Annotated in this window: 39 protein-coding genes and 1 pseudogene; 36 read left to right on the forward strand and 4 right to left on the reverse strand. The window is 69.0% G+C overall.

The features are described from left to right. The 25 genes and pseudogenes from tuf to VM685_RS01240 all read left to right on the forward strand — a co-directional run. Positions 1-127, forward strand: a pseudogene (tuf, locus tag VM685_RS01120) (elongation factor Tu); the annotation flags it as partial. A gap of 167 nt (positions 128-294) precedes the next feature. Continuing rightward, positions 295-1128 (forward strand): GIN domain-containing protein, encoded by an 834-nt coding sequence (locus tag VM685_RS01125; protein ID WP_325458267.1) that lies wholly within the window; start codon positions 295-297, stop codon positions 1126-1128. A 310-nt stretch (positions 1129-1438) separates the two neighbouring features. After that, a complete protein-coding gene (gene rpsJ, locus VM685_RS01130; protein WP_012521787.1) occupies positions 1439-1747 on the forward strand; it encodes a 30S ribosomal protein S10 in 309 nt (102 codons plus the stop codon). Between the two features lie 13 nt (positions 1748-1760). After that, complete coding sequence (rplC, locus tag VM685_RS01135; protein WP_325458268.1) at positions 1761-2543, forward strand: 50S ribosomal protein L3; 783 nt, start codon at positions 1761-1763, stop codon at positions 2541-2543. Beyond that, positions 2543-3181, forward strand: a complete 639-nt coding sequence (rplD, locus tag VM685_RS01140) for a 50S ribosomal protein L4 (RefSeq protein ID WP_325458269.1) — start codon at positions 2543-2545, stop codon at positions 3179-3181. The genes rplC and rplD overlap by 1 nt, the downstream gene beginning before the upstream one ends. Continuing rightward, positions 3181-3483 carry a 50S ribosomal protein L23 gene (locus VM685_RS01145; RefSeq protein ID WP_325458270.1) on the forward strand — a complete coding sequence of 101 codons (303 nt, stop codon included), beginning with the start codon at positions 3181-3183 and terminating at the stop codon, positions 3481-3483. Before rplD ends, VM685_RS01145 begins: the two co-directional genes overlap by 1 nt. A 4-nt stretch (positions 3484-3487) precedes the next feature. Next, complete coding sequence (gene rplB / locus VM685_RS01150; protein WP_325458271.1) at positions 3488-4324, forward strand: 50S ribosomal protein L2; 837 nt, start codon at positions 3488-3490, stop codon at positions 4322-4324. A gap of 3 nt (positions 4325-4327) precedes the next feature. Beyond that, positions 4328-4606, forward strand: a complete 279-nt coding sequence (gene rpsS, locus VM685_RS01155) for a 30S ribosomal protein S19 (protein WP_111458899.1) — start codon at positions 4328-4330, stop codon at positions 4604-4606. Between the two features lie 2 nt (positions 4607-4608). After that, complete coding sequence (rplV, locus tag VM685_RS01160) at positions 4609-4989, forward strand: 50S ribosomal protein L22 (RefSeq protein WP_325458272.1); 381 nt, start codon at positions 4609-4611, stop codon at positions 4987-4989. Next, complete coding sequence (gene rpsC / locus VM685_RS01165; RefSeq protein ID WP_325458273.1) at positions 4989-5750, forward strand: 30S ribosomal protein S3; 762 nt, start codon at positions 4989-4991, stop codon at positions 5748-5750. Before rplV ends, rpsC begins: the two co-directional genes overlap by 1 nt. Before the next feature lie 11 nt (positions 5751-5761). Beyond that, positions 5762-6193, forward strand: coding sequence for a 50S ribosomal protein L16 (gene rplP / locus VM685_RS01170; protein ID WP_325458274.1), 432 nt, complete (start codon positions 5762-5764; stop codon positions 6191-6193). Further along, on the forward strand, positions 6193-6387 hold the full coding sequence (rpmC, locus tag VM685_RS01175; protein ID WP_325458275.1) for a 50S ribosomal protein L29: 195 nt from the start codon (positions 6193-6195) through the stop codon (positions 6385-6387). Before rplP ends, rpmC begins: the two co-directional genes overlap by 1 nt. Before the next feature lie 13 nt (positions 6388-6400). Next, complete coding sequence (gene rpsQ, locus VM685_RS01180; protein ID WP_325458276.1) at positions 6401-6655, forward strand: 30S ribosomal protein S17; 255 nt, start codon at positions 6401-6403, stop codon at positions 6653-6655. A gap of 11 nt (positions 6656-6666) precedes the next feature. Further along, on the forward strand, positions 6667-7035 hold the full coding sequence (gene rplN, locus VM685_RS01185) for a 50S ribosomal protein L14 (RefSeq protein WP_325458277.1): 369 nt from the start codon (positions 6667-6669) through the stop codon (positions 7033-7035). Continuing rightward, entirely contained in the window at positions 7035-7352 is a 318-nt protein-coding gene (gene rplX, locus VM685_RS01190) for a 50S ribosomal protein L24 (RefSeq protein ID WP_325458278.1), read from the forward strand. The genes rplN and rplX overlap by 1 nt, the downstream gene beginning before the upstream one ends. Then, positions 7345-7905 (forward strand): 50S ribosomal protein L5, encoded by a 561-nt coding sequence (gene rplE, locus VM685_RS01195; RefSeq protein ID WP_325458279.1) that lies wholly within the window; start codon positions 7345-7347, stop codon positions 7903-7905. Before rplX ends, rplE begins: the two co-directional genes overlap by 8 nt. 17 nt (positions 7906-7922) lie before the next feature. Beyond that, entirely contained in the window at positions 7923-8228 is a 306-nt protein-coding gene (rpsN, locus tag VM685_RS01200) for a 30S ribosomal protein S14 (RefSeq protein ID WP_325458280.1), read from the forward strand. A 12-nt stretch (positions 8229-8240) separates the two neighbouring features. Continuing rightward, positions 8241-8636, forward strand: a complete 396-nt coding sequence (rpsH, locus tag VM685_RS01205) for a 30S ribosomal protein S8 (RefSeq protein WP_325458281.1) — start codon at positions 8241-8243, stop codon at positions 8634-8636. 1 nt (position 8637) lies between these two features. After that, positions 8638-9171 carry a 50S ribosomal protein L6 gene (gene rplF / locus VM685_RS01210; protein ID WP_325458282.1) on the forward strand — a complete coding sequence of 178 codons (534 nt, stop codon included), beginning with the start codon at positions 8638-8640 and terminating at the stop codon, positions 9169-9171. Between the two features lie 2 nt (positions 9172-9173). Further along, positions 9174-9533: a 50S ribosomal protein L18 gene (rplR, locus tag VM685_RS01215; protein WP_325458283.1), complete on the forward strand. Its 360-nt coding sequence runs from the start codon at positions 9174-9176 to the stop codon at positions 9531-9533. 9 nt (positions 9534-9542) lie between these two features. Further along, positions 9543-10130 (forward strand): 30S ribosomal protein S5, encoded by a 588-nt coding sequence (gene rpsE / locus VM685_RS01220; protein ID WP_325458284.1) that lies wholly within the window; start codon positions 9543-9545, stop codon positions 10128-10130. Between the two features lie 5 nt (positions 10131-10135). Continuing rightward, positions 10136-10312: a 50S ribosomal protein L30 gene (rpmD, locus tag VM685_RS01225; RefSeq protein ID WP_395672706.1), complete on the forward strand. Its 177-nt coding sequence runs from the start codon at positions 10136-10138 to the stop codon at positions 10310-10312. Positions 10313-10482: 170 nt separating this feature from the next. Beyond that, on the forward strand, positions 10483-10965 hold the full coding sequence (rplO, locus tag VM685_RS01230; protein WP_325458285.1) for a 50S ribosomal protein L15: 483 nt from the start codon (positions 10483-10485) through the stop codon (positions 10963-10965). A gap of 86 nt (positions 10966-11051) precedes the next feature. Further along, on the forward strand, positions 11052-12401 hold the full coding sequence (gene secY / locus VM685_RS01235) for a preprotein translocase subunit SecY (RefSeq protein WP_325458286.1): 1350 nt from the start codon (positions 11052-11054) through the stop codon (positions 12399-12401). A 58-nt stretch (positions 12402-12459) separates the two neighbouring features. Further along, on the forward strand, positions 12460-13032 hold the full coding sequence (locus VM685_RS01240) for an adenylate kinase (protein WP_325458287.1): 573 nt from the start codon (positions 12460-12462) through the stop codon (positions 13030-13032). Here the strand turns inward: VM685_RS01240 and VM685_RS01245 are convergent. The 3 genes from VM685_RS01245 to VM685_RS01255 are packed head-to-tail and all read right to left on the reverse strand — an operon-like array spanning position 13029 to position 15294. Beyond that, positions 13029-13529: a hypothetical protein gene (locus VM685_RS01245; protein ID WP_325458288.1), complete on the reverse strand. Its 501-nt coding sequence runs from the start codon at positions 13527-13529 to the stop codon at positions 13029-13031. The two genes, VM685_RS01240 and VM685_RS01245, sit on opposite strands and share 4 nt — an antisense overlap. Next, positions 13526-14011, reverse strand: a complete 486-nt coding sequence (locus VM685_RS01250; RefSeq protein WP_325458289.1) for a DUF2269 domain-containing protein — start codon at positions 14009-14011, stop codon at positions 13526-13528. The genes VM685_RS01245 and VM685_RS01250 overlap by 4 nt, the downstream gene beginning before the upstream one ends. Further along, complete coding sequence (locus tag VM685_RS01255; RefSeq protein ID WP_325458290.1) at positions 14008-15294, reverse strand: SDR family oxidoreductase; 1287 nt, start codon at positions 15292-15294, stop codon at positions 14008-14010. Before VM685_RS01255 ends, VM685_RS01250 begins: the two co-directional genes overlap by 4 nt. Positions 15295-15639: 345 nt before the next feature. On the opposite strand from VM685_RS01255, the gene rpsM reads away from it, so the two are divergent. From rpsM to VM685_RS01305, 10 genes are all read left to right on the forward strand, one after another. Continuing rightward, complete coding sequence (gene rpsM / locus VM685_RS01260) at positions 15640-16008, forward strand: 30S ribosomal protein S13 (RefSeq protein WP_296451334.1); 369 nt, start codon at positions 15640-15642, stop codon at positions 16006-16008. Between the two features lie 15 nt (positions 16009-16023). After that, positions 16024-16413, forward strand: a complete 390-nt coding sequence (gene rpsK / locus VM685_RS01265) for a 30S ribosomal protein S11 (RefSeq protein ID WP_056018114.1) — start codon at positions 16024-16026, stop codon at positions 16411-16413. Positions 16414-16489: 76 nt separating this feature from the next. Continuing rightward, positions 16490-17506 (forward strand): DNA-directed RNA polymerase subunit alpha, encoded by a 1017-nt coding sequence (locus VM685_RS01270; RefSeq protein WP_325458291.1) that lies wholly within the window; start codon positions 16490-16492, stop codon positions 17504-17506. 181 nt (positions 17507-17687) lie between these two features. Continuing rightward, positions 17688-18104: a 50S ribosomal protein L17 gene (rplQ, locus tag VM685_RS01275; RefSeq protein WP_325458292.1), complete on the forward strand. Its 417-nt coding sequence runs from the start codon at positions 17688-17690 to the stop codon at positions 18102-18104. Between the two features lie 121 nt (positions 18105-18225). Then, positions 18226-18711 (forward strand): VOC family protein, encoded by a 486-nt coding sequence (locus VM685_RS01280; RefSeq protein ID WP_325458293.1) that lies wholly within the window; start codon positions 18226-18228, stop codon positions 18709-18711. A gap of 3 nt (positions 18712-18714) precedes the next feature. Then, positions 18715-19170, forward strand: coding sequence for a VOC family protein (locus VM685_RS01285; protein ID WP_325458294.1), 456 nt, complete (start codon positions 18715-18717; stop codon positions 19168-19170). After that, on the forward strand, positions 19167-19499 hold the full coding sequence (locus VM685_RS01290) for a metalloregulator ArsR/SmtB family transcription factor (protein ID WP_325458295.1): 333 nt from the start codon (positions 19167-19169) through the stop codon (positions 19497-19499). The genes VM685_RS01285 and VM685_RS01290 overlap by 4 nt, the downstream gene beginning before the upstream one ends. Beyond that, the gene (locus tag VM685_RS01295) at positions 19496-19957 is read left to right on the forward strand and encodes an SRPBCC family protein (RefSeq protein ID WP_325458296.1); all 462 of its coding nucleotides are present in this window, start codon (positions 19496-19498) and stop codon (positions 19955-19957) included. The genes VM685_RS01290 and VM685_RS01295 overlap by 4 nt, the downstream gene beginning before the upstream one ends. A gap of 72 nt (positions 19958-20029) precedes the next feature. Continuing rightward, positions 20030-21343 (forward strand): TCR/Tet family MFS transporter, encoded by a 1314-nt coding sequence (locus VM685_RS01300; RefSeq protein ID WP_325458297.1) that lies wholly within the window; start codon positions 20030-20032, stop codon positions 21341-21343. A 68-nt stretch (positions 21344-21411) separates the two neighbouring features. Further along, entirely contained in the window at positions 21412-22821 is a 1410-nt protein-coding gene (locus VM685_RS01305; protein ID WP_325458298.1) for a Do family serine endopeptidase, read from the forward strand. 35 nt (positions 22822-22856) lie between these two features. On the opposite strand, the gene VM685_RS01310 is transcribed toward VM685_RS01305, so the two are convergent. Further along, positions 22857-23183 (reverse strand): DUF6968 family protein, encoded by a 327-nt coding sequence (locus tag VM685_RS01310; RefSeq protein ID WP_325458299.1) that lies wholly within the window; start codon positions 23181-23183, stop codon positions 22857-22859. Positions 23184-23480: 297 nt separating this feature from the next. On the opposite strand from VM685_RS01310, the gene VM685_RS01315 reads away from it, so the two are divergent. Then, complete coding sequence (locus VM685_RS01315; RefSeq protein WP_325458300.1) at positions 23481-25433, forward strand: VCBS domain-containing protein; 1953 nt, start codon at positions 23481-23483, stop codon at positions 25431-25433. Positions 25434-25490: the final 57 nt, after the last annotated feature.

The raw sequence follows: 25490 nt of genomic DNA on the forward strand, positions 1-25490 counted from the left end.
CGGCGACAACGCCGAGCTGCTCGTCGAGCTGATCACGCCGATCGCCATGGACCAGGGCCTGCGCTTCGCGATCCGCGAAGGCGGCCGGACGGTCGGCGCGGGCGTCGTGGCCAAGATCATCAAGTAGCACCTGCTGCCTGACACGAAGACGAAGAGGCCGCCGGGGACACCCCGGCGGCCTTTTTCTTTGTCGGGCGAAGCCCCCATGACCGGAAAGTCATGACCTCGATTTAAGCTGCTTTGACTACGGGCCGGGACTAGCTTCCCCTCGAGTTTGGACATGGGGACTGGAACATGCGTCTGCCGATTTCTCTCTTCGCCGCCGCCGCCGCGATGCTCTGCGCCGGCGCGGCCCAGGCCGCTTCGGTCGAGATCGAGGACGCGGTGCTGCGGGTGACGGTGATCCCGGAGAACCGCACCGACACCAAGGTCGAGTGGGTGAAGACCCATCCGGGCCTGCCGATGCAGGTGCGCACCGCCCAGGGCCGGACGGTCATCGACGGCGACAAGGGCCGCCAGATCCGCGGCTGCCGCGGGGCCGGCGACCGGACCGTCGTGCACGTCCGCGGCGTCGGCGACATCGCCTACGCCGACATGCCGCAGGTGGTGATCCGCACGCCCCGCGACGTCAGCCTGGAGGCCGAAGGCGCGGTGTTCGGCGCGATCGGCCGCTCGGGCAGCGTGGACCTCTCCAACGCCGGCTGCGGCGACTGGATCATCGCCAACACGGAAGGCCGGCTGAAGGTCAGCCAGGCCGGCTCGGGCAACACCCGGGCGGGCTCGGCGGGCGCGGCGAGGCTCAGGATCGCGGGCTCCGGCGACATGGCGGCGGCCGAGATCCGCGGCGGTCTGGACGTGAACATCGCCGGCTCCGGGGACGTCGCCGTGGCCTCCATCTCCGGCCCCCTGGACGTCTCCGTGGCGGGCTCGGGTGACGTCAAGGTGGGCGGCGGCCGGGCCACCACCATGGCTGTCTCCGTGGCCGGCTCCGGCGACATCGACTTCGACGGCGTCGCCGACAGCCTCAAGGCCCGCATCGCCGGTTCCGGCGACGTGCACGTCAAGCAGGTGAGGGGCGAGGTCTCCAAGACCGTGATGGGCTCCGGGAACATCAACATCGGCGGCTGAGCGCCGCCGAGGGCGTCGGGCCCGGCGGGCAGGTTTCGGCCCGCCGGCGCTTGACGAAGCCGAGTCGCCTAGGTATTTACGCGCCTCCTGTTGGACCGGCTGTGCGCTTCGGCGCAGACGCGGCCCGCGGAACGACCTGAGACAGTGCTAAAACCTAGCGTTTCGGGAAAGGCTCGCCGCTTGCGCGCGGGCCTCAGTCGTTTGTAGCGGACTTACGCGTACGGGCTCTCTCACGAGGGTTCGGGTTGGTCTTTGAAATGGTCGAGATCACGCGGACGGGCCGCCGTCTGTAGGGAACGAAAAGAGCGATATGGATCGTCAGAACATCCGCATCCGCCTGAAGGCGTTCGACCACCGCGTGCTGGACCATTCCACGCGCGAGATCGTCAACACCGCCAAGCGGACCGGCGCCACCGTGCGCGGGCCTATCCCGCTGCCGACGCGCATCGAGAAATTCACCGTCAACCGCTCGCCGCACATCGACAAGAAGTCGCGCGAGCAGTTCGAGATCCGCACGCACAAGCGCGTGCTCGACATCGTCGACCCCACTCCGCAGACCGTGGACGCGCTCATGAAGCTCGACCTGTCTGCCGGCGTGGACGTCGAGATCAAGCTCTAAGGGGATCGGTCCGATGCGAACCGGCGTGATCGCCAAGAAGCTGGGTATGGCGCGCTTCTTCGACGAAGCGGGCTCCCATGTCCCGGTGACCGTGCTCAGCCTCGAAGGCTGCCAGGTCGTCGCCCAGCGTACGAAGGACAAGGACGGCTACGTGGCGCTCCAGCTCGGGGCTGGCGCCAAGAAGCCCAAGAACACCTCCAAGGCCATGCGCGGCCACTTCGCCAAGGCTCAGGTCGAGCCGAAGCGGACGATCGCCGAATTCCGCGTGTCCGAGGACAACCTGATCGACGTGGGCGCGGAACTGACCGCCGACCACTTCGTGCCGGGCCAGAAGGTGGACATCACCGGCGTCACCGTCGGTAAGGGTTTCGCCGGCGCCATGAAGCGCTGGAACTTCGGCGGCCTGCGCGCCACCCACGGCGTGTCCGTCTCGCACCGTTCGCACGGTTCGACGGGTCAGCGTCAGGATCCGGGCCGGACGTTCAAGGGCAAGAAGATGGCCGGCCACCTCGGCCAGGAAACCGTCACCACCCTCAACGTCACCGTCTGGCGCGTGGACACCGAGCGGAACCTGATCCTGGTGAAGGGCGCCGTGCCCGGCACCGAGGGCACGTTCGTGAAGATCCGCGACGCGGTGAAGGCGGCCCTGCCGGCCGACGCCCCGAAGCCGGGCGGCTTCCGCAAGTCGGGCGAGCCCACTCCGGTGGAAGCCGCGGCCGAGGAAGCTCCGGCCGAAGAGGCCGCGACGACTGAGGCTCCGGCGGCGGAAGCTCCGGAAGCTGGGGAACAAGCGTAATGAAACTCGACGTCATCAAGCTGGACGGCGGGAAGGGCGGCTCGATCGAGCTGGCCGACGAGATCTTCGGCATCGAGGAGATCCGCGGCGACATCCTGCAGCGCGTCGTCACCTGGCAGCTGGCCAAGCGCCGCGCCGGGACCCACAAGGTTCAGGTCCGCAACGAGGTCTCTCGTACGGGCAAGAAGATGTACAAGCAGAAGGGCACCGGCGGCGCCCGTCACGGCTCGCGCCGAGCGGCCCAGTTCGTCGGCGGCGCCCGGGCCCACGGTCCGGTCGTCCGCAGCCACGCCTTCGACCTGCCCAAGAAGATCCGCGCCCTGGCCCTGCGCCACGCGCTGTCCTCGAAGGCCAAGGACGGCTCGCTGATCATCGTCGACACCGTCGCGGTGAAGGAGGCCAAGACGGCCGCCCTCCGCGAGCAGCTCGGCAAGATCGGCGTGACCCACGCGCTGGTGATCGCCGGCGCCGAGGTCGACAACAACTTCAAGCTGGCGGCCCGCAACATCCCGAACGTGGACGTGCTGCCGAACGCCGGCCTGAACGTCTATGACGTGCTGCGTCGCCGCACCCTCGTCCTGACCAAGGACGCGGTCGAAGCGATCAACGCGCGCTTCCAGGCTAAGGAGGCCGCGTGATGGCCGAGCAACCCACCGCCCGTCATTACGACACCATCCTGTCGCCGGTGATCACCGAGAAGGCCACCGTGCTCTCCGAGCAGAACAAGGTCGTCTTCCGCGTCGCCGCCGACGCTTCCAAGGACGAGATCGCCTCGGCGGTCGAAGCGCTGTTCAAGGTCAACGTGACCAAGGTCAACACCCTCAACGTGAAGGGCAAGACCAAGCGCTTCCGCGGCATCAAGGGCCGTCGTTCGGACGTCAAGAAAGCTGTCGTGACCCTGGCCGAGGGCCAGTCGATCGACATCACCACGGGGCTCTGATCCGATGGCGTTGAAGCAGTACAATCCGACGTCGCCGGGCCGCCGCCAGCTGGTCCTGGTCGACAAGTCCGAGCTCCACAAGGGCCGCCCGGAGAAGTCCCTCGTCGAGGGTCTGACCAAGTCCGGCGGTCGTGGCGGCGGCGGCCGCGTGGCCGTGCGTTTCCGCGGCGGCGGCGCCAAGCGCCTCTACCGCAAGGTGGACTTCAAGCGTCGCAAGTTCGACGTGGCCGGCGTTGTCGAGCGCCTGGAGTACGACCCCAACCGGTCGGCCTTCATCGCGCTCGTCAAGTACGCCGACGGCGAGCTCGCCTACATCCTGGCCCCGCAGCGCCTCAAGGCCGGCGACCAGGTGATCGCCTCCGAGAAGGCCGACGTGAAGCCGGGCAACGCCATGCCGCTGCGCGGCATGCCGATCGGCACCATCATCCACAACGTGGAGCTGAAGCCGCTCAAGGGCGGCCAGATCGCCCGTTCGGCCGGCGCCTACGCCCAGCTGGTCGGCCGTGACGCCGGCTACGCCCAGATCCGCCTGAACTCGGGCGAGCTGCGCATGGTGCAGGACAGCTGCATGGCCACGGTGGGCGCGGTGTCCAACCCCGACCACATGAACGAGGTCCTCGGGAAGGCCGGCCGCAACCGGCACAAGGGTCGTCGTCCGCACGTCCGCGGCGTCGCCATGAACCCGATCGATCACCCGCACGGCGGCGGCGAAGGCCGCACCTCCGGCGGCCGCCACCCGGTCACCCCGTGGGGCAAGCCGACGAAGGGCCGCAAGACCCGTACGAACAAGGCGACGGACAAGTTCATCATCCGTTCGCGTCACGCCAGGAAGGCTCGCTAAGGCATGACCCGCTCTGTCTGGAAAGGCCCGTTCGTCGACGGGTACCTGCTCAAGAAGGCCGAGACCGCTCAGGGCTCCGGCCGGAAGGACGTGATCAAGACCTGGTCGCGCCGCTCCACCATCATGCCGCAGTTCGTGGGTCTCACGTTCGGCGTGCACAACGGCCAGAAGCACGTCCCCGTGCTGGTGTCGGAAGACATGGTCGGCATGAAGCTCGGTGAGTTCGCGCCCACCCGCTTCTTCCCGGGCCACGCGGCCGACAAGAAGGCCAAGAGGAAGTAACGATGTCCAAGCAAGCGAAAGCACGCCGGCTGACGGGCATCGAGGCGATGGCGAAGGTGCGCACCCTGCGCACCAGCGCGCGCAAGCTCAACCTGGTCGCCCAGTCGATCCGCGGCCTCAAGGTCCAGCGGGCGCTGAACGAGCTGGAGTTCAGCCACAAGCGCATCGCCCGCGATGTGCGCAAGGCGCTCTACTCGGCGATCTCCAACGCCGAGAACAACCACAACCTCGACATCGACAACCTGGTCGTCGCCGAGGCCTTCGTGGGCAAGAACCTGATCATGAAGCGCTTCGCCGCCCGTGCGCGCGGCCGGGCGTCTCGGATCGAAAAGCCGTTCTCCGAGATCACCATCGTGGTCCGCGAGCTGGGTGAGGCCGCCTGATGGGTCAAAAAGTCAATCCGGTCGGGCTCCGCCTCGGCATCAACCGCACCTGGGACAGCCGCTGGTTCGCCGACGGCGCCGAGTACGGCAAGCTGCTGCACGCCGACATCAAGATCCGCCGCGCGCTGAAGAAGCGCCTGTACCAGGCCGGCGTCTCGCGGATCGTCATCGAGCGTCCGCACAAGAAGTGCCGCATCACCATCTATGCCGCGCGCCCCGGCGTGATCATCGGCAAGAAGGGCGCGGACATCGAGAAGCTGCGCAAGGACGTCGTGGCGATGGCGGGCGGGGCGGAAGTCCACCTGAACATCGTCGAGATCCGCAAGCCGGAGACCGACGCCCAGCTGATCGCCGAGAACATCGCCCAGCAGCTCGAGCGCCGTGTGGCCTTCCGCCGCGCCATGAAGCGCTCGATGCAGTCGGCCATGCGCTTGGGCGCCAAGGGCGTGCGGATCAACGTCTCGGGCCGTCTCGGCGGCGCGGAAATCGCCCGCATGGAATGGTATCGCGAAGGCCGCGTGCCGCTTCACACCCTGCGCGCCGACGTGGACTACGGCTTCACCGAAGCCAAGACCACCTACGGCGTCATCGGCGTGAAGGTGTGGGTCTTCAAAGGTGAAGTGCTCGAGCACGACCCGATGGCCCTCGACAAGCGCCTGGCCACCGAAAGCGGCCCGGCTGGCGAAGGTGGCGGCCGTGACCGCGACCGTCCGGACCGCGGCCCGCGCCGCGAGCGCCGCGGCGAGCCGCAGAACGCTTAAGGGTCTGAAGCATGCTTTCTCCGAAGAAGACCAAGTACCGCAAGCAGTTCAAGGGCAAGATCCACGGCGTTGCGAAGGGCGGCTTCACGCTGAACTTCGGCTCCTACGGTCTGAAGTCGGTTGAGCCGGAGCGGATCACGGCGCGCCAGATCGAAGCCGCCCGTCGGGCGATCACGCGTCAGATGAAGCGTCAGGGCCGGGTCTGGATCCGGATCTTCCCGGACGTTCCGGTGACCGACAAGCCGGCCGAAGTGCGGATGGGCAAGGGTAAGGGCTCGGTCGAGTACTGGGCCGCCCGCGTCCACCCGGGCCGGATCATGTTCGAAATCGACGGCGTGCCGGACGATGTGGCCCGTGAAGCCCTGCGCCTCGGCGCGGCGAAGCTTCCGGTGAAGACCCGCATCGTCACCCGGATCGACGCCCCCGCCGCGGAGCACGCGTGATGAAGATCGACGACGTCCGGGGGATGACCCCCGACCAGCTGGCCGAGCAGCTCGTCAACCTGAAGAAGGAGCAGTTCAACCTGCGCTTCCAGAAGGCGACCGGCCAGATCGAGAAGACCCACCGCGTGGGCGAGGTGCGCAAGGATATCGCGCGCATCCAGACCGTGCTGCGGACCAAGCAGGCGCAGGCCTGAGGAGATACGAATAATGCCTAAGCGAATTCTCGAAGGCGTTGTCGTCTCCGACAAGGGCGACAAGACGGTGGTGGTGAAGGTCGAACGGACCTTCCTGCACCCGGTGCTGAAGAAGACCGTCCGTCGGTCGAAGAAGTACCACGCCCATGACGAGGCCAACGCCTACAAGGCCGGCGAGGTCGCTCGGATCATCGAGTGCGCCCCGAAGTCCAAAACCAAGACCTGGGAAGTGCTGCCTAAGGGCGGCGCGGACCAGCAGCAAGCGTAAGGGATCAGACCATGATCCAGATGCAAACTAACCTGGACGTCGCCGACAACTCCGGCGCCCGCCGGGTCATGTGCATCAAGGTGCTGGGCGGCGCGAAGCGCCGTTACGCCAGCGTCGGAGATCGCATCGTCGTGTCCGTGAAGGAAGCCATTCCGCGCGGCCGCGTGAAGAAGGGCGACGTGCTGCAGGCGATCGTCGTGCGCACGTCCTCGGCGATCAAGCGCAAGGACGGCTCTGTCATCCGTTTCGACAAGAACGCCGCCGTGATCGTGAACAAGCAAGGCGAGCCGATCGGCACGCGGATCTTCGGCCCGGTTCCCCGTGAACTGCGCGCCAAGAACCACATGAAGGTCATCTCTCTCGCCCCCGAGGTGCTGTGATGGCTGCCAAGATTCGCAAGGGGGACCGCGTCGTGGTCCTCGCCGGCAAGGACAAGGGCCGTCAGGGCGCCGTCCTGAAAGTCCTCCCCAAGGAAGAGCGCGTCGTCGTGGAAGGCCTGAACATGGTTCAGCGCCATACCCGCCCGTCGCAGTCCGATCCGCAGGGCGGCATCAAGAACAAGGAAGCGTCGATCCACCTGTCGAACGTGGCCGTGGTCGATTCCGCCGGCAAGCCGACCCGCGTCGGCTTCCGCGTGGACGGCGACAAGAAGGTCCGTATCGCCAAGACGACCGGCGAGGTGATCACCAATGGCTGACCAAGCTTACGAACCGCGGCTGAAGACCGAATACCGTTCGCGCATCCGCAAGGCGCTGAAGGACCAGTTCGGCTACACCAACGAGATGCAGATCCCCAAGCTGGACAAGATCGTCCTGAACATGGGTGTCGGCGAAGCCGTCGGTGACTCCAAGAAGATCCAGTCGGCCATGGCCGACCTGGCGCGCATCGCCGGCCAGAAGCCGGTGGCGACCAAGGCCCGCACGTCCATCGCCGGCTTCAAGCTGCGCGAGGGCATGACGATCGGCGCCAAGGTCACCCTGCGCCAGGATCGCATGTACGAATTCCTGGACCGGCTGATCACGATCGCGCTGCCGCGCGTGAAGGACTTCCGGGGCCTGAAGCCCACCTCGTTCGACGGCCGTGGCAACTACGCCATGGGTCTCAAGGAGCACATCGTGTTCCCCGAGATCAACTACGACCAGATCGAGCAGATGTGGGGCATGGACATCATCGTCGCCACGACTGCGAAGACCGACGACGAAGCGCGCGCGCTTCTCAAGGAATTCCAGTTCCCGTTCGTGCAAGCGTAGCGGGAAGGAAAGAGCACATGGCCAAGAAAAGCGCCGTCAACCGCAACGAACGCGTCAAGCAGCTCGTCAAGCAACATGCCGCCAAGCGCGATGCGCTTAAGGCGATCGCCAACGACGAGAGCCTGCCGCTGGAAGAACGTTTCGAAGCCCGGCTGAAGCTGGCGGAACTGCCGCGCAACTCGTCCAAGACCCGCATCCGCAACCGGTGCGAAGTCACGGGCCGTCCGCGCGCCTACTACCGCAAGCTGAGGATGAGCCGGATCTCCCTGCGCGACCTCGGTTCGCACGGGCTGATCCCCGGCCTCGTCAAGTCGAGCTGGTAAGGAGAGGGTCTCATGGTCAACGACCCCATCGGCGATCTGATCGCCCGCATCAAGAACGCCGCCCAACGCGGCCGCTCGAAGGTCTCCACGCCCGCGTCCAAGATGCGTGCGCGGCTCCTCGACGTGCTGGCCGACGAGGGCTACATCCGCGGCTACCACCTGGTGGAAAAGCCGGGCGCGTTCCCCGAGTTCGAGATCGAGCTGAAGTACTTCGATGGCCAGCCGGTCATCGTGGAGATCAGCCGCGTCTCCAAGCCGGGCCGCCGCGTCTATTCGTCGATCAAGGACCTGAAGCCGGTGAAGAACGGCCTCGGGATCTCGATCCTGTCGACGCCCAAGGGCGTCATGTCGGACACCGCGGCGCGTGACGCCAACGTGGGCGGCGAAGTGCTCTGCCGGGTCTACTAAGATGTCGCGGATCGGAAAGAAGGCGGTCGCCATCCCCAACGGGGTGACGGTGACCCTCGAAGGCCAGACGGTGTCGGTGAAGGGGCCCAAGGGCCAGCTCACCTGGACCGTGGCCGACGAGATCGAAGTGCGCCAGGAAGGGCAGGAGCTCCTGCTGACCAAGCGCACCGACGACACCCGCGCCCAGGCGATGTGGGGCCTCTCCCGCACCCTGGTCGCCAACATGGTGACGGGCGTGACCACGGGCTTCGAGCGCAAGCTCGAGCTGGTGGGCGTCGGCTACCGCGCGGCGATGAAGGGCCAGGCGCTCTCCATGCAGCTCGGCTTCAGCCACGACGTGGACGTTCCGGCGCCGCAGGGCATCTCGTTCGCGGTGCCCAAGCAGACCGAGATCACCATCTCCGGCATCGACAAGCAGCTGGTCGGCGAGACCGCGGCGCGCATCCGCCGCATCCGTCCGCCCGAGCCCTACAAGGGCAAGGGCGTGCGCTACGCCGGCGAGCAGGTCCGCCGCAAGGAAGGCAAGAAGAAGTAGCCATGGCGCTCTCCCCTCGCGACTCCACCAAGCGCCGCGCGCAACGCGTCCGCACCCGACTGCGCAAGCAGGCGAACGGCCGCCCGCGGCTGTCGATCTTCCGTTCGTCCAAGAACATCTACGCCCAGGTCATCGACGATGAGCGCGGCGTGACCCTGGCTGCGGCCTCGTCGCTGGAAGGCGGCGAGAACAAGACCAAGGGCTCGGACAAGGACGCCGCCGCCCGCGTGGGCGCCCTGGTCGCCCAGCGCGCCATCGAAAAGGGCGTGAAGGCCGTGGTCTTCGACCGTGGCGGCTACCTTTATCACGGCCGGGTCAAGGCCCTGGCTGACGCCGCGCGCGAAGCCGGCCTGGATTTCTAAGGAACGATCATGGCTCGCAGGAACGAAGAGCGCGGCGACCGTCGCAATCGCGAAGAAGAGCGCGACAGCGAAATCGTCGAGAAGCTGGTCCACATCAACCGCGTCGCGGCCACCGTGAAGGGCGGCCGCCGGTTCTCCTTCGCCGCCCTCATGGTTGTGGGCGACCAGAAGGGCCGCGTGGGCTTCGGTCACGGCAAGGCGCGTGAAGTGCCGGAAGCCATCCGCAAGGCGACCGAAGAGGCCAAGAAGTCGATGATCCGCGTGCCGCTCCGCGAGAGCCGCACCCTGCACCACGACGGCAACGGCCGCTGGGGCGCGGGCAAGGTCATGGTCCGTGCGGCGCCTCCGGGCACCGGCGTCATCGCCGGCGGTCCGATGCGCGCGGTTCTGGAAACCCTGGGCGTGCAGGACGTCGTCGGCAAGTCGGTCGGCTCGTCCAACCCCTACAACATGGTGCGCGCGACCTTCGAGGCGCTGAAGGCCCAGTCTTCGCCCCGCCAGGTCGCCGCCAAGCGCGGCAAGAAGGTCTCTGACGTGATCGGCCGCCGCGCCGACGGCGCCTCGGCGGCCCAGCCCGCCGCGGACGCGGAAGGATAAGTCACATGGCTACTGTCACCGTTCGCCAGACCGGCAGCCCGATCCGCCGGAAGAAGGACCAGCGCGCGACGCTCGCCGGTCTCGGCCTCAACCGCGTGGGCCGCGTGTCCACGCTCGAGGACACCCCCTCCGTCCGTGGGATGATCGCCAAGGTCGCCCACATGGTGGAAGTGGTCGAGTAGGGCCGCCGGCTTCCCGCCGGGAAGCCCCGCAATACCGTCGAGGGGGTTGCATCCGCCGCTCTGGCAGGGTTCAACCCCCTCGATCCGTTTTGGCCTGCCCGCAAGGGGAGGGCCGCACATCCGCCGAGTCGGGAGCTCCTCCCGGCGCCAGATCTCCAAGGAGAGGCAACATGACGAAGCTGAACGAACTCGCCCCGCGCGAAGGCTCCACCAAGAACCGCATGCGCGTCGGCCGCGGCCCGGGCTCGGGCAAGGGCAAGACCGCCGGTCGCGGCGTGAAGGGCCAGAAGTCCCGTTCGGGCGTCGCCATCACGGGCTTCGAAGGCGGCCAGATGCCGCTGCACATGCGCATGCCCAAGCGCGGCTTCAACAACCCGTTCGCCAAGGAATTCGCGGAAGTGAACCTGTGGCGGATCGAGCAGGCGATCGCCGCCGGCAAGCTGGACGCCAAGGCCGCCATCGACGCCGACGTCCTGATCAAGGCCGGCGTCCTGCGCCGCGCCAAGGACGGCGTGAAGCTGCTGGGCAAGGGCGAGCTGAAGTCCAAGATCAACATCACGGTCTATTCCGCCACCGCCTCGGCCCGCGCGGCCGTCGAGAAGGCGGGCGGCACGCTCACCACGACCAAGCCGGAAGCCGCGGCGGAAGCCTGAGCCCACGGGCCTGCGACTATTCCGGCCTCGCTATCGGGGCCGGAGAGTCCTATCTGAGCGGGACCACGAGTCAGGGGAATTGGTGAATGGCTTCGGCCGCCGAGCAACTCGCCGCCAACATGAACTTCGGCGCCTTCGCAAAGGCGACGGAGCTTCATAAGCGCATCTGGTTCACCCTGGGCGCGATGATCGTCTACCGGCTGGGGTGCTACATCCCCATTCCGGGCATCGACCCCGTCGCCCTGCAGCAGGCCTTCCAGGGCCAGGCGCAGGGCATCCTGGGCATGTTCAACATGTTCTCCGGCGGCGCCGTGGAACGGATGGCGATCTTCGCCCTGAACGTGATGCCCTACATCTCGGCGTCGATCATCGTGCAGCTCCTTGGGTCGGTCTATCCGCCGTGGGAGAAGCTGAAGAAGGAAGGCGGCGAGGCGGGGCGCAAGACGCTCAACCAGTACACCCGCTACCTGACCGTCGTGCTGGCGGTGTTCCAGTCCTTCGGCATCGCCATGGGCCTGGCCAATTCGCCGGGCCTGGTCGACAACCCCGGCACCTTCTTCGTCCTCTCCACCGTGGTCACCCTGACCGGCGGGACCATGTTCCTGATGTGGCTGGGCGAGCAGGTGACCAGCCGCGGCGTCGGCAACGGCGTCAGCCTGATCATCTTCGCGGGCATCGTCGCGGTGCTGCCGCGCTACATCGCCCAGGCCTTCTCCATGACCCGCACCGGCGCCATGAGCGGCGGCGCGCTGCTGGTGATCGCGATCCTGGTGATCGGCGTCACCGTGGCCATCGTCTTCATGGAGCGCTCGCAGCGCCGCCTGCTCGTGCAGTATCCCAAGCGCCAGCAGGGCAACCGCATGTTCGGCGGCGACACCTCGTTCCTGCCGCTGAAGATCAACACCTCCGGCGTGATCCCGCCGATCTTCGCCTCGTCGCTGCTGCTGCTGCCGACGACGGTGATGGGCTTCGCCGCCAACAGCGACCTGCCCACCTGGATGGACTGGCTGCCGGCGGCCACGGGCCAGCTGCAGCACGGCCGCCCGCTGTTCATGCTGCTCTACGGGGCGCTGATCGTCTTCTTCACCTTCTTCTACACCTCGATCGTGTTCAATCCGGACGAGACGGCCGAGAACCTGCGCAAGTACGGCGGCTTCCTGCCCGGCATCCGTCCGGGCAAGCGGACGGCCGAGTACCTGGACTTCGTGCTCACGCGGCTGACGGTGATCGGCGCGGCCTACATCACCATCGTGTGCCTGCTGCCGGAGGCGCTGATCAGCTTCTACAACATCTCCTTCTACCTGGGCGGCACCTCGATCCTCATCGTGGTGAGCGTGACGATGGATACGGTGACCCAGATCCAGTCGCACCTGCTGGCGCACCAGTACGAAGGCCTGATCAAGAAATCGAAGCTGCGGGGATCGCGCGGCCGCTGAGGCCGCGCAAGTCGAGGAACGCCGGCCCCGCCAAGAGGGCCGGCGCGGAGGGGCGCACATGAATCTGATCCTGTTCGGGCCGCCGGCGGCGGGGAAGGGCACCCAGGCCAAGCGCCTGGTGGAGACCCGCAATATGGTCCAGCTGTCGACCGGCGACATGCTGCGCGCCGCCATCGCCTCGGGCTCCGAGCTCGGCCAGCGCGTGGCGGGCATCATGGAGCGCGGCGAGCTGGTCTCCGACGAGATCGTCATCGAGCTGATCGAGAGCCGCCTGCCCGAGACCGAGGCGGCCGGCGGCGCGATCTTCGACGGCTTCCCCCGGACCCTGGCCCAGGCCCAGGCGCTCGACATCATGCTGAAGGGCCGCGGCCGCCAGATCGACCTTGTGGTCCGCCTGAAGGTCGACGACGAGGCGCTGCTGCAGCGCATCGCCGGTCGCTTCGCCGAGAGCGGCCGGGCCGACGACAATCCCGAGAGCTTCAAGGTCCGCCTGGGCGCCTACAACGCCCAGACCGCGCCGCTGCTGCCGTATTACGAGAACGCCGGCAAGCTGGTGGAAGTGGACGGCATGGGCTCCATCGACGAGGTCGCCGCCGCCATCGACGCCGCCCTCGAGGCCTGCAAGGCCTAGCCCGAGGCCCGGTCCTTCAGCGGCCCGGCGGCGAACATGGTCCGCCGGGCGTGGTGGAGCTCGCGGAGCGTCAGTGCGGTGACCGCGCCCCACACCAGGTGCACGCCGGCCATCAGGGCGTTGCGCCGGGCCGGATGCTCGGAGGCGGGTTTCAGGATGCCCATCGCCGGGACCCAGCCGAAGTAGCTGCCCGCCCAGACCCCGACGCCCGCCGCCATCATCGGGACCGGCCGCGCCGGGACGCGGGCCGCCGCCAGCAGCGCGCCGGCCAGCGCGCCGAAGCCGAAGTGGGCCAGCACCGCCCAGTCGCCGACGCCGTCGCGCCGCTCGCCGTGGCGCTCGCCCATGACCTTGCCCGCGATCTCCCGAGGGGGCAGGGGATAGCGCTCCCCCGGCGGCAGCCGCTGGTGCAGGCGCGCCATGGCCGCGGTCATCGCCGCCGTGCCGGTCAGGCCGGCCAGGGCGCCGAGGATCAGGCGGGTGGACAGCGCGCTCACGGGAAGAGCTCGATCTGCGGCCGGGCGATCATCAGCCAGAAGATGGCCAGCACCGCCAGGAAGGCCGGGAAGCCGAACGCGAACCAGATGCGGAACCAGCGGTGATAGGCCTGCGGCAGGGGCTCTCCGGCGGCGGCCGCGGCGGTGGCCAGCCGGCCCAGCCGGGCCTGGATCCAGACGACCGGCAGCCACCAGGCCCCGGTGAAGACGTAGAGGGCGATGGAGAGCGCGATCCAGCCCTCGCTCAGCCGGTAGCCGACCTCGCGGGCCAGCAGGAGCCCGGTGATCGGCTGGGCGATCACCGCCGTCGTCGTGAACAGGAAGTCGGCGATCACCACGGTGCGGGCGGTGGCGGCGATCACCTTGGCGTCCCCGGTGCGGTGCGCCATCAGCATGAAGAAGGCGATGCCCGCGCCGGTGCCCAGCAGCACGGTGGCCCCGATCACGTGCAGGTACTTCAGGATGAAGTAGGCGCTGATCATCGGTCGTCCAGGATCGCCAGGGCCACGAGGTTCAGCACCATGATGGGGAAGATCTTGGTCATCGGGCCGAGCGGCTCGAGCCAGAGGATCGGCTCCAGGATGGTGCCGGTGACCAGGTAGCCGAGCGACAGCAGGAGCGCCGCGATCAGGCCCAGGCGCGTCGTCCGGCGCCACGCGATGGCCAGGCCGATCGCCAGGTCCGCCAGCCCGCCCAGGATCACCGCCGGCTCGGCCAGCGGCGCGGCCGGCGTCCGGCGCATGATCTCCAGGCCCAGGCCATAGCCGGGCCCCAGCGAGATATAGGCCGTGGCCAGCCAGAAGCCGGCGAACACCACGAAGACCAGGGCCTTCATCAGGTAGAGGTTGGCGAACCAGCGCTCCTGCACCGAGGCCGGCTCCGCGGCCAGGGCGGCGGCGAGCGACTTCGGCCGGATGCCGGTCAGCCGGATCCACTCGGCGTTGTCGCCCACCGCGCCGCGGACCATCTCGCGCCGGGCGTTGCTGCGGATCGGCGGCCGCCACCCGAGCCAGCCCGCGACGTCCCCCAGCCGGTACATCAGGCCGGTGAACAGGGCCGGCGCCGGCCGGGCGGGCGGATGGCCCAGCCACCTGCGGTAGGCCCCCACCACGGCCTCGAAGCTCAGGCGCTCGGGCCCGGCCACCTCCAGCGCCACCTTCGACGGCGCTTCGGGCGAGATGAAGAACCGGACGGTCTCGACGACGTCGTCCAGCTGCACGACCTGCAGGGCGCCCGCCTCCGCCTGCCGGGGGAGGAAGGGCAGGGCGGCCAGGCTGCGGAACAGGGCGCTGCCGCCATAGGCGGGCCGGCCGAGCACCACCGAGGGTCGCAGGATCACCCAGTCCAGGTCGCGCGCGGTCAGCGCCTCGTCGCCCTGCCGCTTGGTCTCGGAGAAGTCGGAGAGCCCGCCCTTGTCGACGCCCATGGCGGAGAAGTGGATCACCCGGCGCACGCCCGCCGCCTCGCAGGCGGCGAACAGGGCCGCGGGTCCGTCGCGGTGCGCCGCCTGCGTGGAATCGCCGGCGCTGTCCTGCAGCACGCCCACGCAGTTGATCACCGCGTGAACCCCCTCGAGGTGCGGCCGCCAGGCCTCGGGCGCGGTCGCCCGGCCCATGTCCAGCTCGATCCAGCGGCTGACGGGAACGCGTCGCGCGAGCGCGCCCGCCCGCCGGGTCACGCCCAGGACCTCGTGGCCGTCGGCCTGCAGGGCGGCGACGATCGCAGAGCCGATGAAGCCGGTCGCGCCGGTGATGAGGATTCGCAAACGCTGCCGTCCTTCTGGCCTGCCTCTTACCCAAACCGCCGAGGACGGCTCAGGTTCAGCGGCGGCGACCCGCCGCAATTGCGCCGGCGAATGGCTTCATGCATCCTCTTAACCATCCCGGGAGGACCCGGGCTGTGCCGATCGTTCCGCCCGCGCAGGGGCAGCCCTTGCGCTGGAGACAATTCGTTCACAAATGGGCGCATTCCGCATTGACGGAGACGCGCCGATCCCTATAACGAGGCGCTTCCGCGAAAGAGCGCGAAGGACGCGCCGGCCTGTGCCTTTGGGCGAAGGGGGCCGGGGCGCCGTTCGCGCTTCTCTTGCGTGATCAGGAGAGATTTCCACGTGGCCCGTATCGCTGGCGTCAACATTCCCACCAACAAGCGCGTCGTGATCGCGCTGCAGTACATCCATGGCATCGGCGAGGCGAAGGCCCGCGAGATCGTCAGCAAGGTCGGCATCGAGGACGCCCGGCGCGTCAATCAGCTGACCGACCAGGAAGTGCTGCAGATCCGCGAGACCATCGACCGTGACTACATGGTCGAAGGCGACCTGCGCCGCGAGACGGCGGTCAACATCAAGCGCCTGATGGACCTGGCCTGCTACCGCGGCCTGCGTCACCGCAAGGGCCTGCCGGTCCGCGGTCAGCGCACTCACACCAACGCCCGCACCCGCAAGGGGCCGGCCAAGCCGATCGCCGGCAAGAAGAAATAAGAGAGCGTACCTCCGATGGCCAAGGAACCGGCGCGCGTCAAACGCCGCGAGCGCAAGAACATCACCTCGGGCGTGGCGCACGTGAACGCCTCGTTCAACAACACCATGATCACCATCACCGACGCCCAGGGGAACACCATCTCCTGGTCCAGCGCCGGCATGATGGGCTTCAAGGGCTCCCGGAAGTCGACCCCGTACGCCGCCCAGATGGCGGCCGAGGACGCCGGCCGGAAGGCCGCCGAGCATGGCGTGAAGACGCTGGAAGTGAACGTCTCCGGTCCCGGTTCGGGCCGTGAGTCGGCGCTCCGCGCCCTTCAGGCCGTGGGCATGACGATCACCACCATCCGCGACGTGACCCCGATTCCGCACAACGGCTGCCGGCCGCCGAAGCGCCGGCGCGTCTGAGTAACAAAGTACTGCAATTCAAGGCGCCGGACCGCGTTCGCGGCCGGCGATCCTGCGTTCCAAGGGACACCCATACGTGATCGAAAGAAACTGGAACGAGCTCATCCGTCCCGAAAAGCCGCAGATCGAGACCGGCGCCGACGCTGCCCGCAAGGCGCGTCTGGTGGCCGAGCCCCTCGAGCGCGGCTTCGGCGTGACGCTGGGCAACAGCCTGCGCCGCGTGCTCCTGTCGTCGCTGCAAGGCGCGGCGGTGACGGCCGTGCAGATCGACGGCGTCGTGCACGAATTCTCGTCGCTGGAAGGCGTGCGTGAGGACGTCGTCGACATCGTCCTCAACATCAAGCAGCTCGCCGTGCGCATGCACGCCGAGGGCCCCAAGCGCATGACGCTGCGCGCCACCGGCCCCGGCGCGGTGACGGCCAGCCAGATCGACGCTCCCTCCGACATCGAGATCCTCAACGGCGACCACGTGCTCTGCACGCTGGACGACGGCGCCTCGGTGCGCATGGAGTTCACGGTCAACACCGGCAAGGGTTATGTCCCGGCCGAGATGAACCGTCCCGAGGACGCCCCGATCGGCCTGATCGCCGTCGACGCCCTCTATTCCCCGGTCAAGCGCGTCGCCTACCGCGTCGAGCCCACCCGCCAGGGCCAGAGCCTCGACTACGACAAGCTGGTCATGGAAGTTGAGACCAACGGCGCGGTCAGCCCGGTGGACGCGGTGGCCTACGCCGCCCGCATCCTCCAGGACCAGCTGCAGATCTTCATCACCTTCGAAGAGCCGAAGAAGAAGGTCGAGGGCGAGGCCAAGCCGGAACTGCCGTTCAACCCGGCGCTGCTGAAGAAGGTCGACGAGCTCGAGCTCTCCGTCCGTTCGGCCAACTGCCTGAAGAACGACAACATCGTCTACATCGGCGACCTGATCCAGAAGACCGAAGCCGAGATGCTGCGCACGCCGAACTTCGGCCGCAAGTCGCTCAACGAGATCAAGGAAGTCCTCGCCGGCATGGGCCTGCACCTCGGCATGGACGTGCCGAACTGGCCGCCGGAGAACATCGAAGAGCTGGCGAAGAAGTTCGAAGACCAGATGTAGGAGCTACCGCGCTGGTTCCAGGCCGCTTTTCGCGGTCGGGCCCGACGAAGCCGCAACAGCGGTGGAGGGCCCCGGCGCTTCGTGTTGACCCAGGCGGGAGCAGGCTGGGACTTGGTTAGGCAGGCGCGGTCCAGACGACCGGACGCGCCAGGCGGGCCCTGAGAGCCCAGGAGATATCGAGATGCGTCACGGCAAAGCCCACCGCAAACTGGGTCGTACGACCGCCCACCGGACCGCCATGTTCGCGAACATGTCCGCGAGCCTGATCAAGCACGAGCAGATCGTGACCACCCTGCCGAAGGCCAAGGAGCTCCGCCCCTTCGTCGAGAAGCTGGTGACGCTGGCCAAGCGCGGCGACCTGCATGCCCGCCGCCAGGCGATCAGCCAGGTCCGCGACGTCGAACAGGTCGGCAAGCTGTTCGCCGTCCTCGGCCCCCGCTACGCGGAGCGCAACGGCGGCTACATCCGCGTGCTCAAGGCCGGCTACCGCTACGGCGACAACGCCCCGCTGGCGGTCATCGAGTTCGTGGACCGCGACCCGGCCGAGAAGGGCAAGGACTCCGGTCCGACCGCCGAGCAGAACTTCGCCGACGCCTAAGCGCGCCTGCAGAGAGATCGAAGAGGCCCCGGGACCTGGTTCCGGGGCCTTTTTCGTGGCCGCTTGACCAGAAGGTTGCATTATGCGTTAAATATTCCGTCAAACGTGAAGGAGCGCCGCCATGGCCGATGCCCCGCGTCCCGCGTTCATCCCCGCCGTCTTCTACCGGGAGCCCCTGGCCGCCATCCGCTGGCTGGAGCAGGCCTTCGGCTTCGAGACCACCACCCTGGTCACCGACGCCGAGGGCAATGTCGGCTATTCCGAGCTGGCCTTCGAAGGCGGCTTCGTCAGCGTCGGCGGCGAATGGGAGGGCCCGCAGATCGCGCCGGCCCGCATGCGCAGCCCGGCCTCCCTCGACGGGATCGGCACCCAGCTTGTCCGCGTGCACCTGGCGCAGGGCCTGGACGAGCACTGCGCCCGGGCCCGCGCCGCCGGCGCCCGCATCCTGGAGCCGCCGGCGGACCAGTTCTACGGCCACCGCACCTATCGCGTCCTCGATCCGGAGGGCCACGTCTGGGTGTTCAGCCAGCCGGTGCGGGAGGTCCCCGTCGCCGAGCAGGAGGCCGCCACCGGCCTCAAGATCCGCACGTCCCTCGAGGAGGCCTGAGCCATGTCCAACCGGCGCCCCAACCTGACGTCCGCCATCAGCTACCGCGATCCCAAGGCCGCGCTGGAGTTCCTGGAGCGGGCCTTCGGCTTCGAGCTGTTCATGCGCATCGACGACGCCGAGGGGAACCTCGTCCACTCCGAGATGCGCTTCGGCGACAGTGTGGTCATGGTCGGCTCCGAATGGTCCGAGGAGACCCGCAGCCCGGCCTCCATCGGCGGCAAGACCACCCAGACCATCCACATCCACGTGGACGAGGACGTGGACGCCCACTGCGCGCGAGCCCGGGCCGCCGGCTTCGAGATCATCATGGCGCCGGCCGACCAGTTCTACGGCGATCGCACCTACCGCTGCCGCGACCCGGAGGGCCACATCTGGACCGTCGGCCAGACGGTGAAGCCGGTGACCCGCGAGGAGGCCGAGGCGGCCAGCGGGCTGAAGATCGAGGGCTGGGTTTGACTGAGGCCGCCGCGGTCGACCGCACGCTTGCGGCGCTGGCCGATCCCCACCGCCGCCGGGTGGTCGAGCTCCTGGCCGAGCGGCCGCGCCCGGCCGGCGAGCTGGCCCGCGCGCTCGAGCTCAGCCCGCCGGCCATGAGCCGCCACCTGAAGACCCTGCGCGCCACCGGCCTCGTGGAGGAATCCCACCCCGAGTTCGACGCCCGCGTCCGCATCTACGCCCTGAGGCCCGAACCCATGGTCCACCTGCTGCGATGGCTGGAGGAGAGCGAGCGGCTCTGGAGCGGGCAGCTCGCCGCCTTCAAGGCCCATGTCGAGAAAGACGCATGACGTCGAAGGTCTATGTGGCGCTCAGGGTGAAGGCCTCGCCCGAGCGCGCCTTCGCCGCCTTCACCGGCGAGATCGGCGCCTGGTGGCGGCCGAACAGCCTGTTCCAGACCACGCCGCGCGCGCCCGGCGTCCTGGCCTTCGAGCCGGGGGAGGGCGGCCGGCTCACCGAGACGCTCGCCAGCGGCAAGGTCTTCGAGATCGGCCGCGTGCTCGCCTGGGAGCCGCCGTCGCGCCTGGTTTTCTCCTGGCGCCAGGCCAACTTCCCGCCGGAGCTCACCACCGAGGTCGAGGTCCGCTTCGAGCCGGTGGGGGAGGAGACCCGGGTCAGCGTCGAGCACCGCGGACTTGACCGGGTGCCGGAGGGCGCCGCCCGCCACGGCTTCGCCGACGAGGTCCTGCTGCTCCGCCTCGCCGAGTGGTGGCAGGCGCTCCTCGGGTCGCTGAAGCAGGTCGCATAACGCGGTTGCGCGAGTTCCTGTTTTGTTTCATGGTCCGGCGCTTCAGAAGGCCGGAGCTCTGGGGGAAAGACGATGGCCGAGATCACGCCGCCGCAGGGTTCGGAGGTCGCGCCCGAGGTCGCGCCGCAGCCGCCGGAGACCGCCGCCGGGCGCGCCCGGCCCCAGCGCCAGGCCGGCTTCGGCTTCATCTTCGGCAGCGCCCTGATCAACGCGATCTCCTTCGGGATCATGATCCCGATCCTGCCGAACCTGATCCGCGAGATGGCGGGCGGGGACACCGCCGCGGCGTCGGAGTGGAACGTGCTGTTCGCCACCACCTGGGGCCTGATGCAGCTCGTCTTCGGCCCCATGCTGGGCATGCTGTCGGACCGCTTCGGCCGCCGGCCGGTGCTGCTGCTCTCCCTGTTCGGCCTGGGCGTCGACTTCCTGTTCATGGCGTTCGCGCCGACGCTGTGGTGGCTGTTCCTCGGCCGGGTGCTGAACGGGGCGACGGCGGCCAGCTTCTCCACCGCCAACGCCTACCTCGCCGACGTCACCCCGCCGGAGCGCCGGGCCAAGGTGTTCGGCTGGATGGGGTCGGCCTTCTCCTTCGGCTTCATCATCGGCCCGACGCTTGGCGGCATGCTGGGCGAGTTCGACCTGCGCCTGCCGTTCATGGCGGCCGCGGCGCTCACCTTCGGCAACTGGCTCTACGGCCTGTTCATCCTGCCGGAATCCCTGCCGCCGGAGCGCCGGGCGAAGTCGTACGACTGGAGCCGGGCCAATCCGCTGGGGGCGCTGAAGCTGCTGCGCTCGCGCCCCGGCCTCCTGGGCCTGGCGGGCGTCGGCTTCCTGTTCCAGATCTCGCACATGGTGCTGCCGACCATCTTCGTCCTCTACACCACCTACCGCTACGGCTGGAGCCCGGGCGTCCTGGGCGCCACCTTCCTGCTGACCGGCGTGCTGGGCGTGATCGTGCAGATGTTCCTGGTCGGCCCCGTGGTCGGCCGGATCGGGGAGCGCAACGCCGTCCTCCTGGGCGCCGTGTGCGGCGTCCTGGGCTTCGCCTGGTACGGCGCGGCGTCCACGGGCTGGCTCTACCTCCTGGGCGCGCCGATCTTCGCCGGCATCGGCTTCATGATGCCGGGCCTCCAGGGCCTGATGACCCGCCGCGTCCAGCCGCACGAGCAGGGACAGCTGCAGGGCGCCAACCAGAGCCTCACCGGCATCGCCTCGGTCACCGGCCCGCCGCTGTTCGGCCTGGTGTTCGCCTGGTCGGTCCGCCACGACGCCACCCTGCACGCCCCGGGGCTGGCCATCTACCTGGCCGCCGGCCTGCTGGCGCTGGCGTTCGCGCTCACGCTGAAGGTCGCCCAGGCGCCGGCCGCGGAACCGGCCAGGGCTTGAAGCGCCGCCATTTTTGCGCCTGAAACCTCGGGAGATTCCGCAGCGTTCTGAGGTCCTCCGGAGAGATCATGCGCGACCACCGCGTTCTCGTGTCCACCCTGGCGCTTCTCATCGCCGCCGCTCCCGCCGCGGGCGTGGCCCAGCCGACGCTCGCCCAGCCCAACCGGGCGCCGCCGGCCAGCGCCATGGCCATGAAGCAGTCCTTCGCGCCGGTGGTGCAGCGGGCGGCGCCGGCGGTGGTCAACATCTCCTCCAAGCGCCTCGTCCGCGCCCAGACCGACCCGTTCTGGGAGCTGTTCGGCCTCGGCGCGCCGCGGGCCCGCGTCCAGGGCTCCCTCGGCTCCGGCGTCATCGTCCGGCCCGACGGGGTGATCGTCACCAACAACCACGTGGTCCAGGGCGGGCAGGAGATCACCGTCTCGCTCGCCGACCGCCGCGAGTTCACCGCCCGTATCCTGCTGGCCGACCCGCGCACCGACATCGCCGTCCTGAAGATCGACGTGCCGGCGGGCGAGCGCCTGCCGACGCTGGCCATCGACGACACCGGCGACGCCCAGGTGGGCGACCTGGTCCTGGCCATCGGCGACCCGTTCGGCGTCGGCCAGACGGTCACCAACGGCATCATCTCGGCGCTCAACCGCACCGCCGACCCCACGGGCGACGCGGCCACCAGCTACATCCAGACCGACGCGGCCATCAATCCGGGCAACTCCGGCGGCGCCCTCGTCGACATGGACGGCGACCTGATCGGCATCAACAGCTTCATCCTGTCGCGCTCGGGCACCTCGTCGGGCGTCGGCTTCGCCGTGCCCGCCGCCGTCGTGCGCCGGGCGGTGGAGACCGCGGCCGGCGGCGGCCGGGCGGTGGTCCGCCCCTGGTTCGGCGCCCGCCTGCAGAGCGTCGACGCCGAGATCGCCCGCACGCTTGGCCTCGCCCGGCCCACCGGCGCCCTGGTGGCCGACGTCTGGCCCGGAGGCCCGGCGGACCGGGCGGGCGTGCGCCAGGGCGACGTGGTCACCGCCGTCGACGGACAGCCCATCGTGGAGGCCGCCAGCCTGAACTACGCGATCGGCAACCGGCGGCCGGGGGACACGGTCCGCCTGACCGTGCGCCGTGGCGACAGGGACGTCCAACTCAACCTCCGCGCCGACCCCGCGCCGGCCACGCCGGCCCGCGACGAGCGGCTGATCAGCGGGTCGAACCCGCTGAACGGCGCCACCGTGGTCAACCTCTCGCCGGCCGTGGCCGAGGAGCTGGGCGTCGACGCCTTCGCCGGCCCCGGCGTGCTGATCACCAACGTCGGCCGCGGCTTCGCCATGAGCGCGGGCTTCCGGCCGGGCGACATCGTCCGCGCGGTCAACGGCCGGGAGGTCGGCAGCACCCGCGACCTCGCCGCCGCGCTCGCCGCCCGCGTCCCCGCCTGGCAGATCACCATCCAGCGCAACGGCCAGCTCGTCACCGCCACCTACCGGGCCTGATCGGCGACGACCGCTCCGCTCCCGGGCGTCGCGGTTCAGGCGCTCGGCGGCGAGGACCGGACGTCGTCGGCCGTGAGGTAGACCGGCAGGGGCAGGCCGAGGTCGGTCTGCTCCAGCCAGGTGAGGCGGCCCGTCCGCCCGTGCTCCGTCATCAGCAGATGGACGTGGGCGCTCTGCAGGGCGAGGTACAGCGCCTGCACACCATCGACTCCCATGGCGTAGCCGGCGTGCTCGCCGTCGGCGCCCTGTATGGCGTAGTCGCAGCGCCAGTCCTGTCCGTCCGGCCGCGGCGGCCAGACCTGCAGGCGTACAGCGCCGTCCGGCGTTTCGAAGCGGCGTTCGGCGATCGCGGGCGTGGCCATGGGGCGACGCTGCCGGCCCCTTGGGGCGATCCTGTGGCGTTCTCCCTGCAGTCGGTTCGCTCCGGATAACCGCCGCGGCCCAGAGTTCGCGCCGGCCACCATTCAGAATTGAACTCGACGGAAATACTCAACCGTCACCATTTTGAGTAGGTCGTTGATGGTCGATCTGCGGGGGCACATGTAGCAGAGCCGCTCCGTGGACGACGATTCCGCTTGGCGGGAGGTGTCGAATACTTGTTCAACCCTTGACTGCATTCGGTCGTTGTCCGCTCAATTGCGATAATTAGGAAAATAATCGTGGCCACGGCATATGTTCAACTCGGCGGCGGTTCTGCGCCCGTCGTCACCGTCAAGATCACCGAAGTCGCCGCCGGCGAGTTCCGCTTCGAGGTCGGCCAGTCGGGCGGCGTGATCGGCGACCTGCGCGGCCTGTTCTTCGATGTCGCCAGGGAATCGCTCGTCAGCGGCGCGGGCGTCCAGGCCTCGGTGTCCGGTCTCGTGGCCAAGACCCAGGCGGGGGCGGTGATCGGCTCGGTCACCACCGCGCCCGTGGCCGACGGCGACGACAGCGTCACCGGCGTCGGCGGCGGCGACAACAACATGAACGGCGCGCTGGCCTTCGGCGGCGTCGGCCAGGAAGCCAGGGGGTACGACGTCGGTGTCGAGTTCGGCAGCTCGGGCGTCGGCAAGGACGACGTCGGCGCGGCGAGCTTCACCCTGAAGCTGCCCGGCATGACGCTGGCCGATCTGGCGGGCCAGGACTTCGGCGTCCGCATGACCTCGGTCGGCCCGCTCGGCGGCGACCGCGGCGGCTCGGTGAAGCTGACCGGTTCGGCGTTCGTGGCGGTGGAGGACGCGAGCGAGGCGATCCAGGGCGGCGCCCAGGAAGACACCGTCGTCACTGGCGATGTGCTGCAGGACACCGTGTCCACCCTCGGCGGCGGCCGCATGACCGAGACCCTGACCTGGGCCTCGCTGGACGGCGGCGCCACCCGGCTCGCCTTCGGCCAGGCCTATGCGCTCGGCTCCACCGGCGCGACCATCGTGCTGCACGCCGATGGCGCCTACAGCATCGACGCCAGCGGCGCGGATGCGCTGAGCGCCAGCCAGAGCGTCCCCTTCGTCGTCACCTACGGCGTCGCCCAGACCTACTTCGACGCGGCCGGGCGCCAGGTCGGGCGGCTGGCCGAGACCTCGACCCTGTCGTTCGACGTCAAGGGCGCGAACGACGTTCCCGTGGTGAGCGGCCTTGTCTTCGGTACGGCCACCGAGGACGCCGCCGTATCGTCGCTGAACGCCCTGGCCAACGCCTCGGACGTCGACAACGGCGACGTGCTGGCCGTGGTGGACGCGCCCGCCACCCTGCCGGCCGGGGTGACCTTCGACGCCGGCAGCGGGACCTTCACCCTGGACCCGGCCGCCTACCAGAGCCTGGCCGAGGGCGAGACCACGACGGTGACGGTGGCCTATGGCGTCTCGGACGGCCTGGCCACGACCCCGGCCAGCGTCCAGTGGACGGTGACGGGCGTGAACGACGCTCCGGTCGTCACGGGCGCGGTCAGCGGCGCGGCCACCGAGGACGGCGCCAAGGTGACCCTCGACGCCCTGCAGAACGCCTCGGACGTCGACGCCGGCGCTGTCCTCACGGTGGTGTTCGATCCGTCCGGCCTGCCGGCGGGCGTCAGCTACGACGCCGCGACCCACAGCTTCACCCTGGACCCCGGCCATGCCGCCTTCCAGGCGCTGACCGCCGGCCAGTCGACGGTGGTGACCGTGACCTACGGCGTCTCGGACGGCCTGGTGACCACCCCGGCGAGCGTTCAATGGACGGTCACGGGCGTGAACGAACCGGTGGTCAACCCGCCGGTCGCGGCCGTGGACCACTTCCCGCTGGCCCCCAAGGACCTCTCGCACGTCACCTTCTACTTCGACCTGACGCCGCAGGATCGGACCGACGACGCCTTCTTCTTCGCCAAGGTGGAGACCCCCGGCCACGTCAACGACGACCTCGACACCTGGTACGACGCCGCGGTGGACCAGATCGTCGCCCTGAACCCGGGCCTGGCCAACGCCCAGCTGGTCGGCGCGGCCATCAAGTACGGCAGCGTCCAGTCGGGCGGCGGCGAGTTCTACTACGCCCTCGACGGGAACCTCGATCTTGACGCGGTCCCGACGGGTCACCTGATCCAGGGCTCGGAGTACAAGGCCTACGCCGGCGGCGTCACCTACGGCTACGACGAGCTGTTCTAGGTCGGCCGCTGCGGGATCGTGATCGCCCCCCCGGGTGAGCACGATCCCGTGGTCCGG

Origin of the sequence: Phenylobacterium sp. (genome assembly GCF_035539035.1) — a bacterium.
Lineage (GTDB): Bacteria > Pseudomonadota > Alphaproteobacteria > Caulobacterales > Caulobacteraceae > Phenylobacterium.

Coding starts and splice junctions, on each gene's coding strand:
- VM685_RS01250 (WP_325458289.1), bottom strand. CDS start 14,011: ATGATCAGCGCCTACTTCATCCTGAAGTACCTGCACGTGATCGGGGCC.
- rpsN (WP_325458280.1), top strand. CDS start 7,923: ATGGCCAAGAAAAGCGCCGTCAACCGCAACGAACGCGTCAAGCAGCTC.
- rplN (WP_325458277.1), top strand. CDS start 6,667: ATGATCCAGATGCAAACTAACCTGGACGTCGCCGACAACTCCGGCGCC.
- rplO (WP_325458285.1), top strand. CDS start 10,483: ATGACGAAGCTGAACGAACTCGCCCCGCGCGAAGGCTCCACCAAGAAC.
- secY (WP_325458286.1), top strand. CDS start 11,052: ATGGCTTCGGCCGCCGAGCAACTCGCCGCCAACATGAACTTCGGCGCC.
- rplX (WP_325458278.1), top strand. CDS start 7,035: ATGGCTGCCAAGATTCGCAAGGGGGACCGCGTCGTGGTCCTCGCCGGC.
- rpmD (WP_395672706.1), top strand. CDS start 10,136: ATGGCTACTGTCACCGTTCGCCAGACCGGCAGCCCGATCCGCCGGAAG.
- VM685_RS01285 (WP_325458294.1), top strand. CDS start 18,715: ATGTCCAACCGGCGCCCCAACCTGACGTCCGCCATCAGCTACCGCGAT.
- VM685_RS01125 (WP_325458267.1), top strand. CDS start 295: ATGCGTCTGCCGATTTCTCTCTTCGCCGCCGCCGCCGCGATGCTCTGC.
- rplB (WP_325458271.1), top strand. CDS start 3,488: ATGGCGTTGAAGCAGTACAATCCGACGTCGCCGGGCCGCCGCCAGCTG.
- rplQ (WP_325458292.1), top strand. CDS start 17,688: ATGCGTCACGGCAAAGCCCACCGCAAACTGGGTCGTACGACCGCCCAC.
- rpsS (WP_111458899.1), top strand. CDS start 4,328: ATGACCCGCTCTGTCTGGAAAGGCCCGTTCGTCGACGGGTACCTGCTC.
- rplC (WP_325458268.1), top strand. CDS start 1,761: ATGCGAACCGGCGTGATCGCCAAGAAGCTGGGTATGGCGCGCTTCTTC.
- VM685_RS01295 (WP_325458296.1), top strand. CDS start 19,496: ATGACGTCGAAGGTCTATGTGGCGCTCAGGGTGAAGGCCTCGCCCGAG.
- rplF (WP_325458282.1), top strand. CDS start 8,638: ATGTCGCGGATCGGAAAGAAGGCGGTCGCCATCCCCAACGGGGTGACG.
- rplE (WP_325458279.1), top strand. CDS start 7,345: ATGGCTGACCAAGCTTACGAACCGCGGCTGAAGACCGAATACCGTTCG.
- rpsC (WP_325458273.1), top strand. CDS start 4,989: ATGGGTCAAAAAGTCAATCCGGTCGGGCTCCGCCTCGGCATCAACCGC.
- rpmC (WP_325458275.1), top strand. CDS start 6,193: ATGAAGATCGACGACGTCCGGGGGATGACCCCCGACCAGCTGGCCGAG.
- VM685_RS01280 (WP_325458293.1), top strand. CDS start 18,226: ATGGCCGATGCCCCGCGTCCCGCGTTCATCCCCGCCGTCTTCTACCGG.
- VM685_RS01300 (WP_325458297.1), top strand. CDS start 20,030: ATGGCCGAGATCACGCCGCCGCAGGGTTCGGAGGTCGCGCCCGAGGTC.
- VM685_RS01240 (WP_325458287.1), top strand. CDS start 12,460: ATGAATCTGATCCTGTTCGGGCCGCCGGCGGCGGGGAAGGGCACCCAG.
- VM685_RS01145 (WP_325458270.1), top strand. CDS start 3,181: ATGGCCGAGCAACCCACCGCCCGTCATTACGACACCATCCTGTCGCCG.
- rplV (WP_325458272.1), top strand. CDS start 4,609: ATGTCCAAGCAAGCGAAAGCACGCCGGCTGACGGGCATCGAGGCGATG.
- rpsE (WP_325458284.1), top strand. CDS start 9,543: ATGGCTCGCAGGAACGAAGAGCGCGGCGACCGTCGCAATCGCGAAGAA.
- rplP (WP_325458274.1), top strand. CDS start 5,762: ATGCTTTCTCCGAAGAAGACCAAGTACCGCAAGCAGTTCAAGGGCAAG.
- rpsJ (WP_012521787.1), top strand. CDS start 1,439: ATGGATCGTCAGAACATCCGCATCCGCCTGAAGGCGTTCGACCACCGC.
- rpsH (WP_325458281.1), top strand. CDS start 8,241: ATGGTCAACGACCCCATCGGCGATCTGATCGCCCGCATCAAGAACGCC.
- rplD (WP_325458269.1), top strand. CDS start 2,543: ATGAAACTCGACGTCATCAAGCTGGACGGCGGGAAGGGCGGCTCGATC.
- VM685_RS01305 (WP_325458298.1), top strand. CDS start 21,412: ATGCGCGACCACCGCGTTCTCGTGTCCACCCTGGCGCTTCTCATCGCC.
- rpsK (WP_056018114.1), top strand. CDS start 16,024: ATGGCCAAGGAACCGGCGCGCGTCAAACGCCGCGAGCGCAAGAACATC.
- rplR (WP_325458283.1), top strand. CDS start 9,174: ATGGCGCTCTCCCCTCGCGACTCCACCAAGCGCCGCGCGCAACGCGTC.
- rpsQ (WP_325458276.1), top strand. CDS start 6,401: ATGCCTAAGCGAATTCTCGAAGGCGTTGTCGTCTCCGACAAGGGCGAC.
- VM685_RS01310 (WP_325458299.1), bottom strand. CDS start 23,183: ATGGCCACGCCCGCGATCGCCGAACGCCGCTTCGAAACGCCGGACGGC.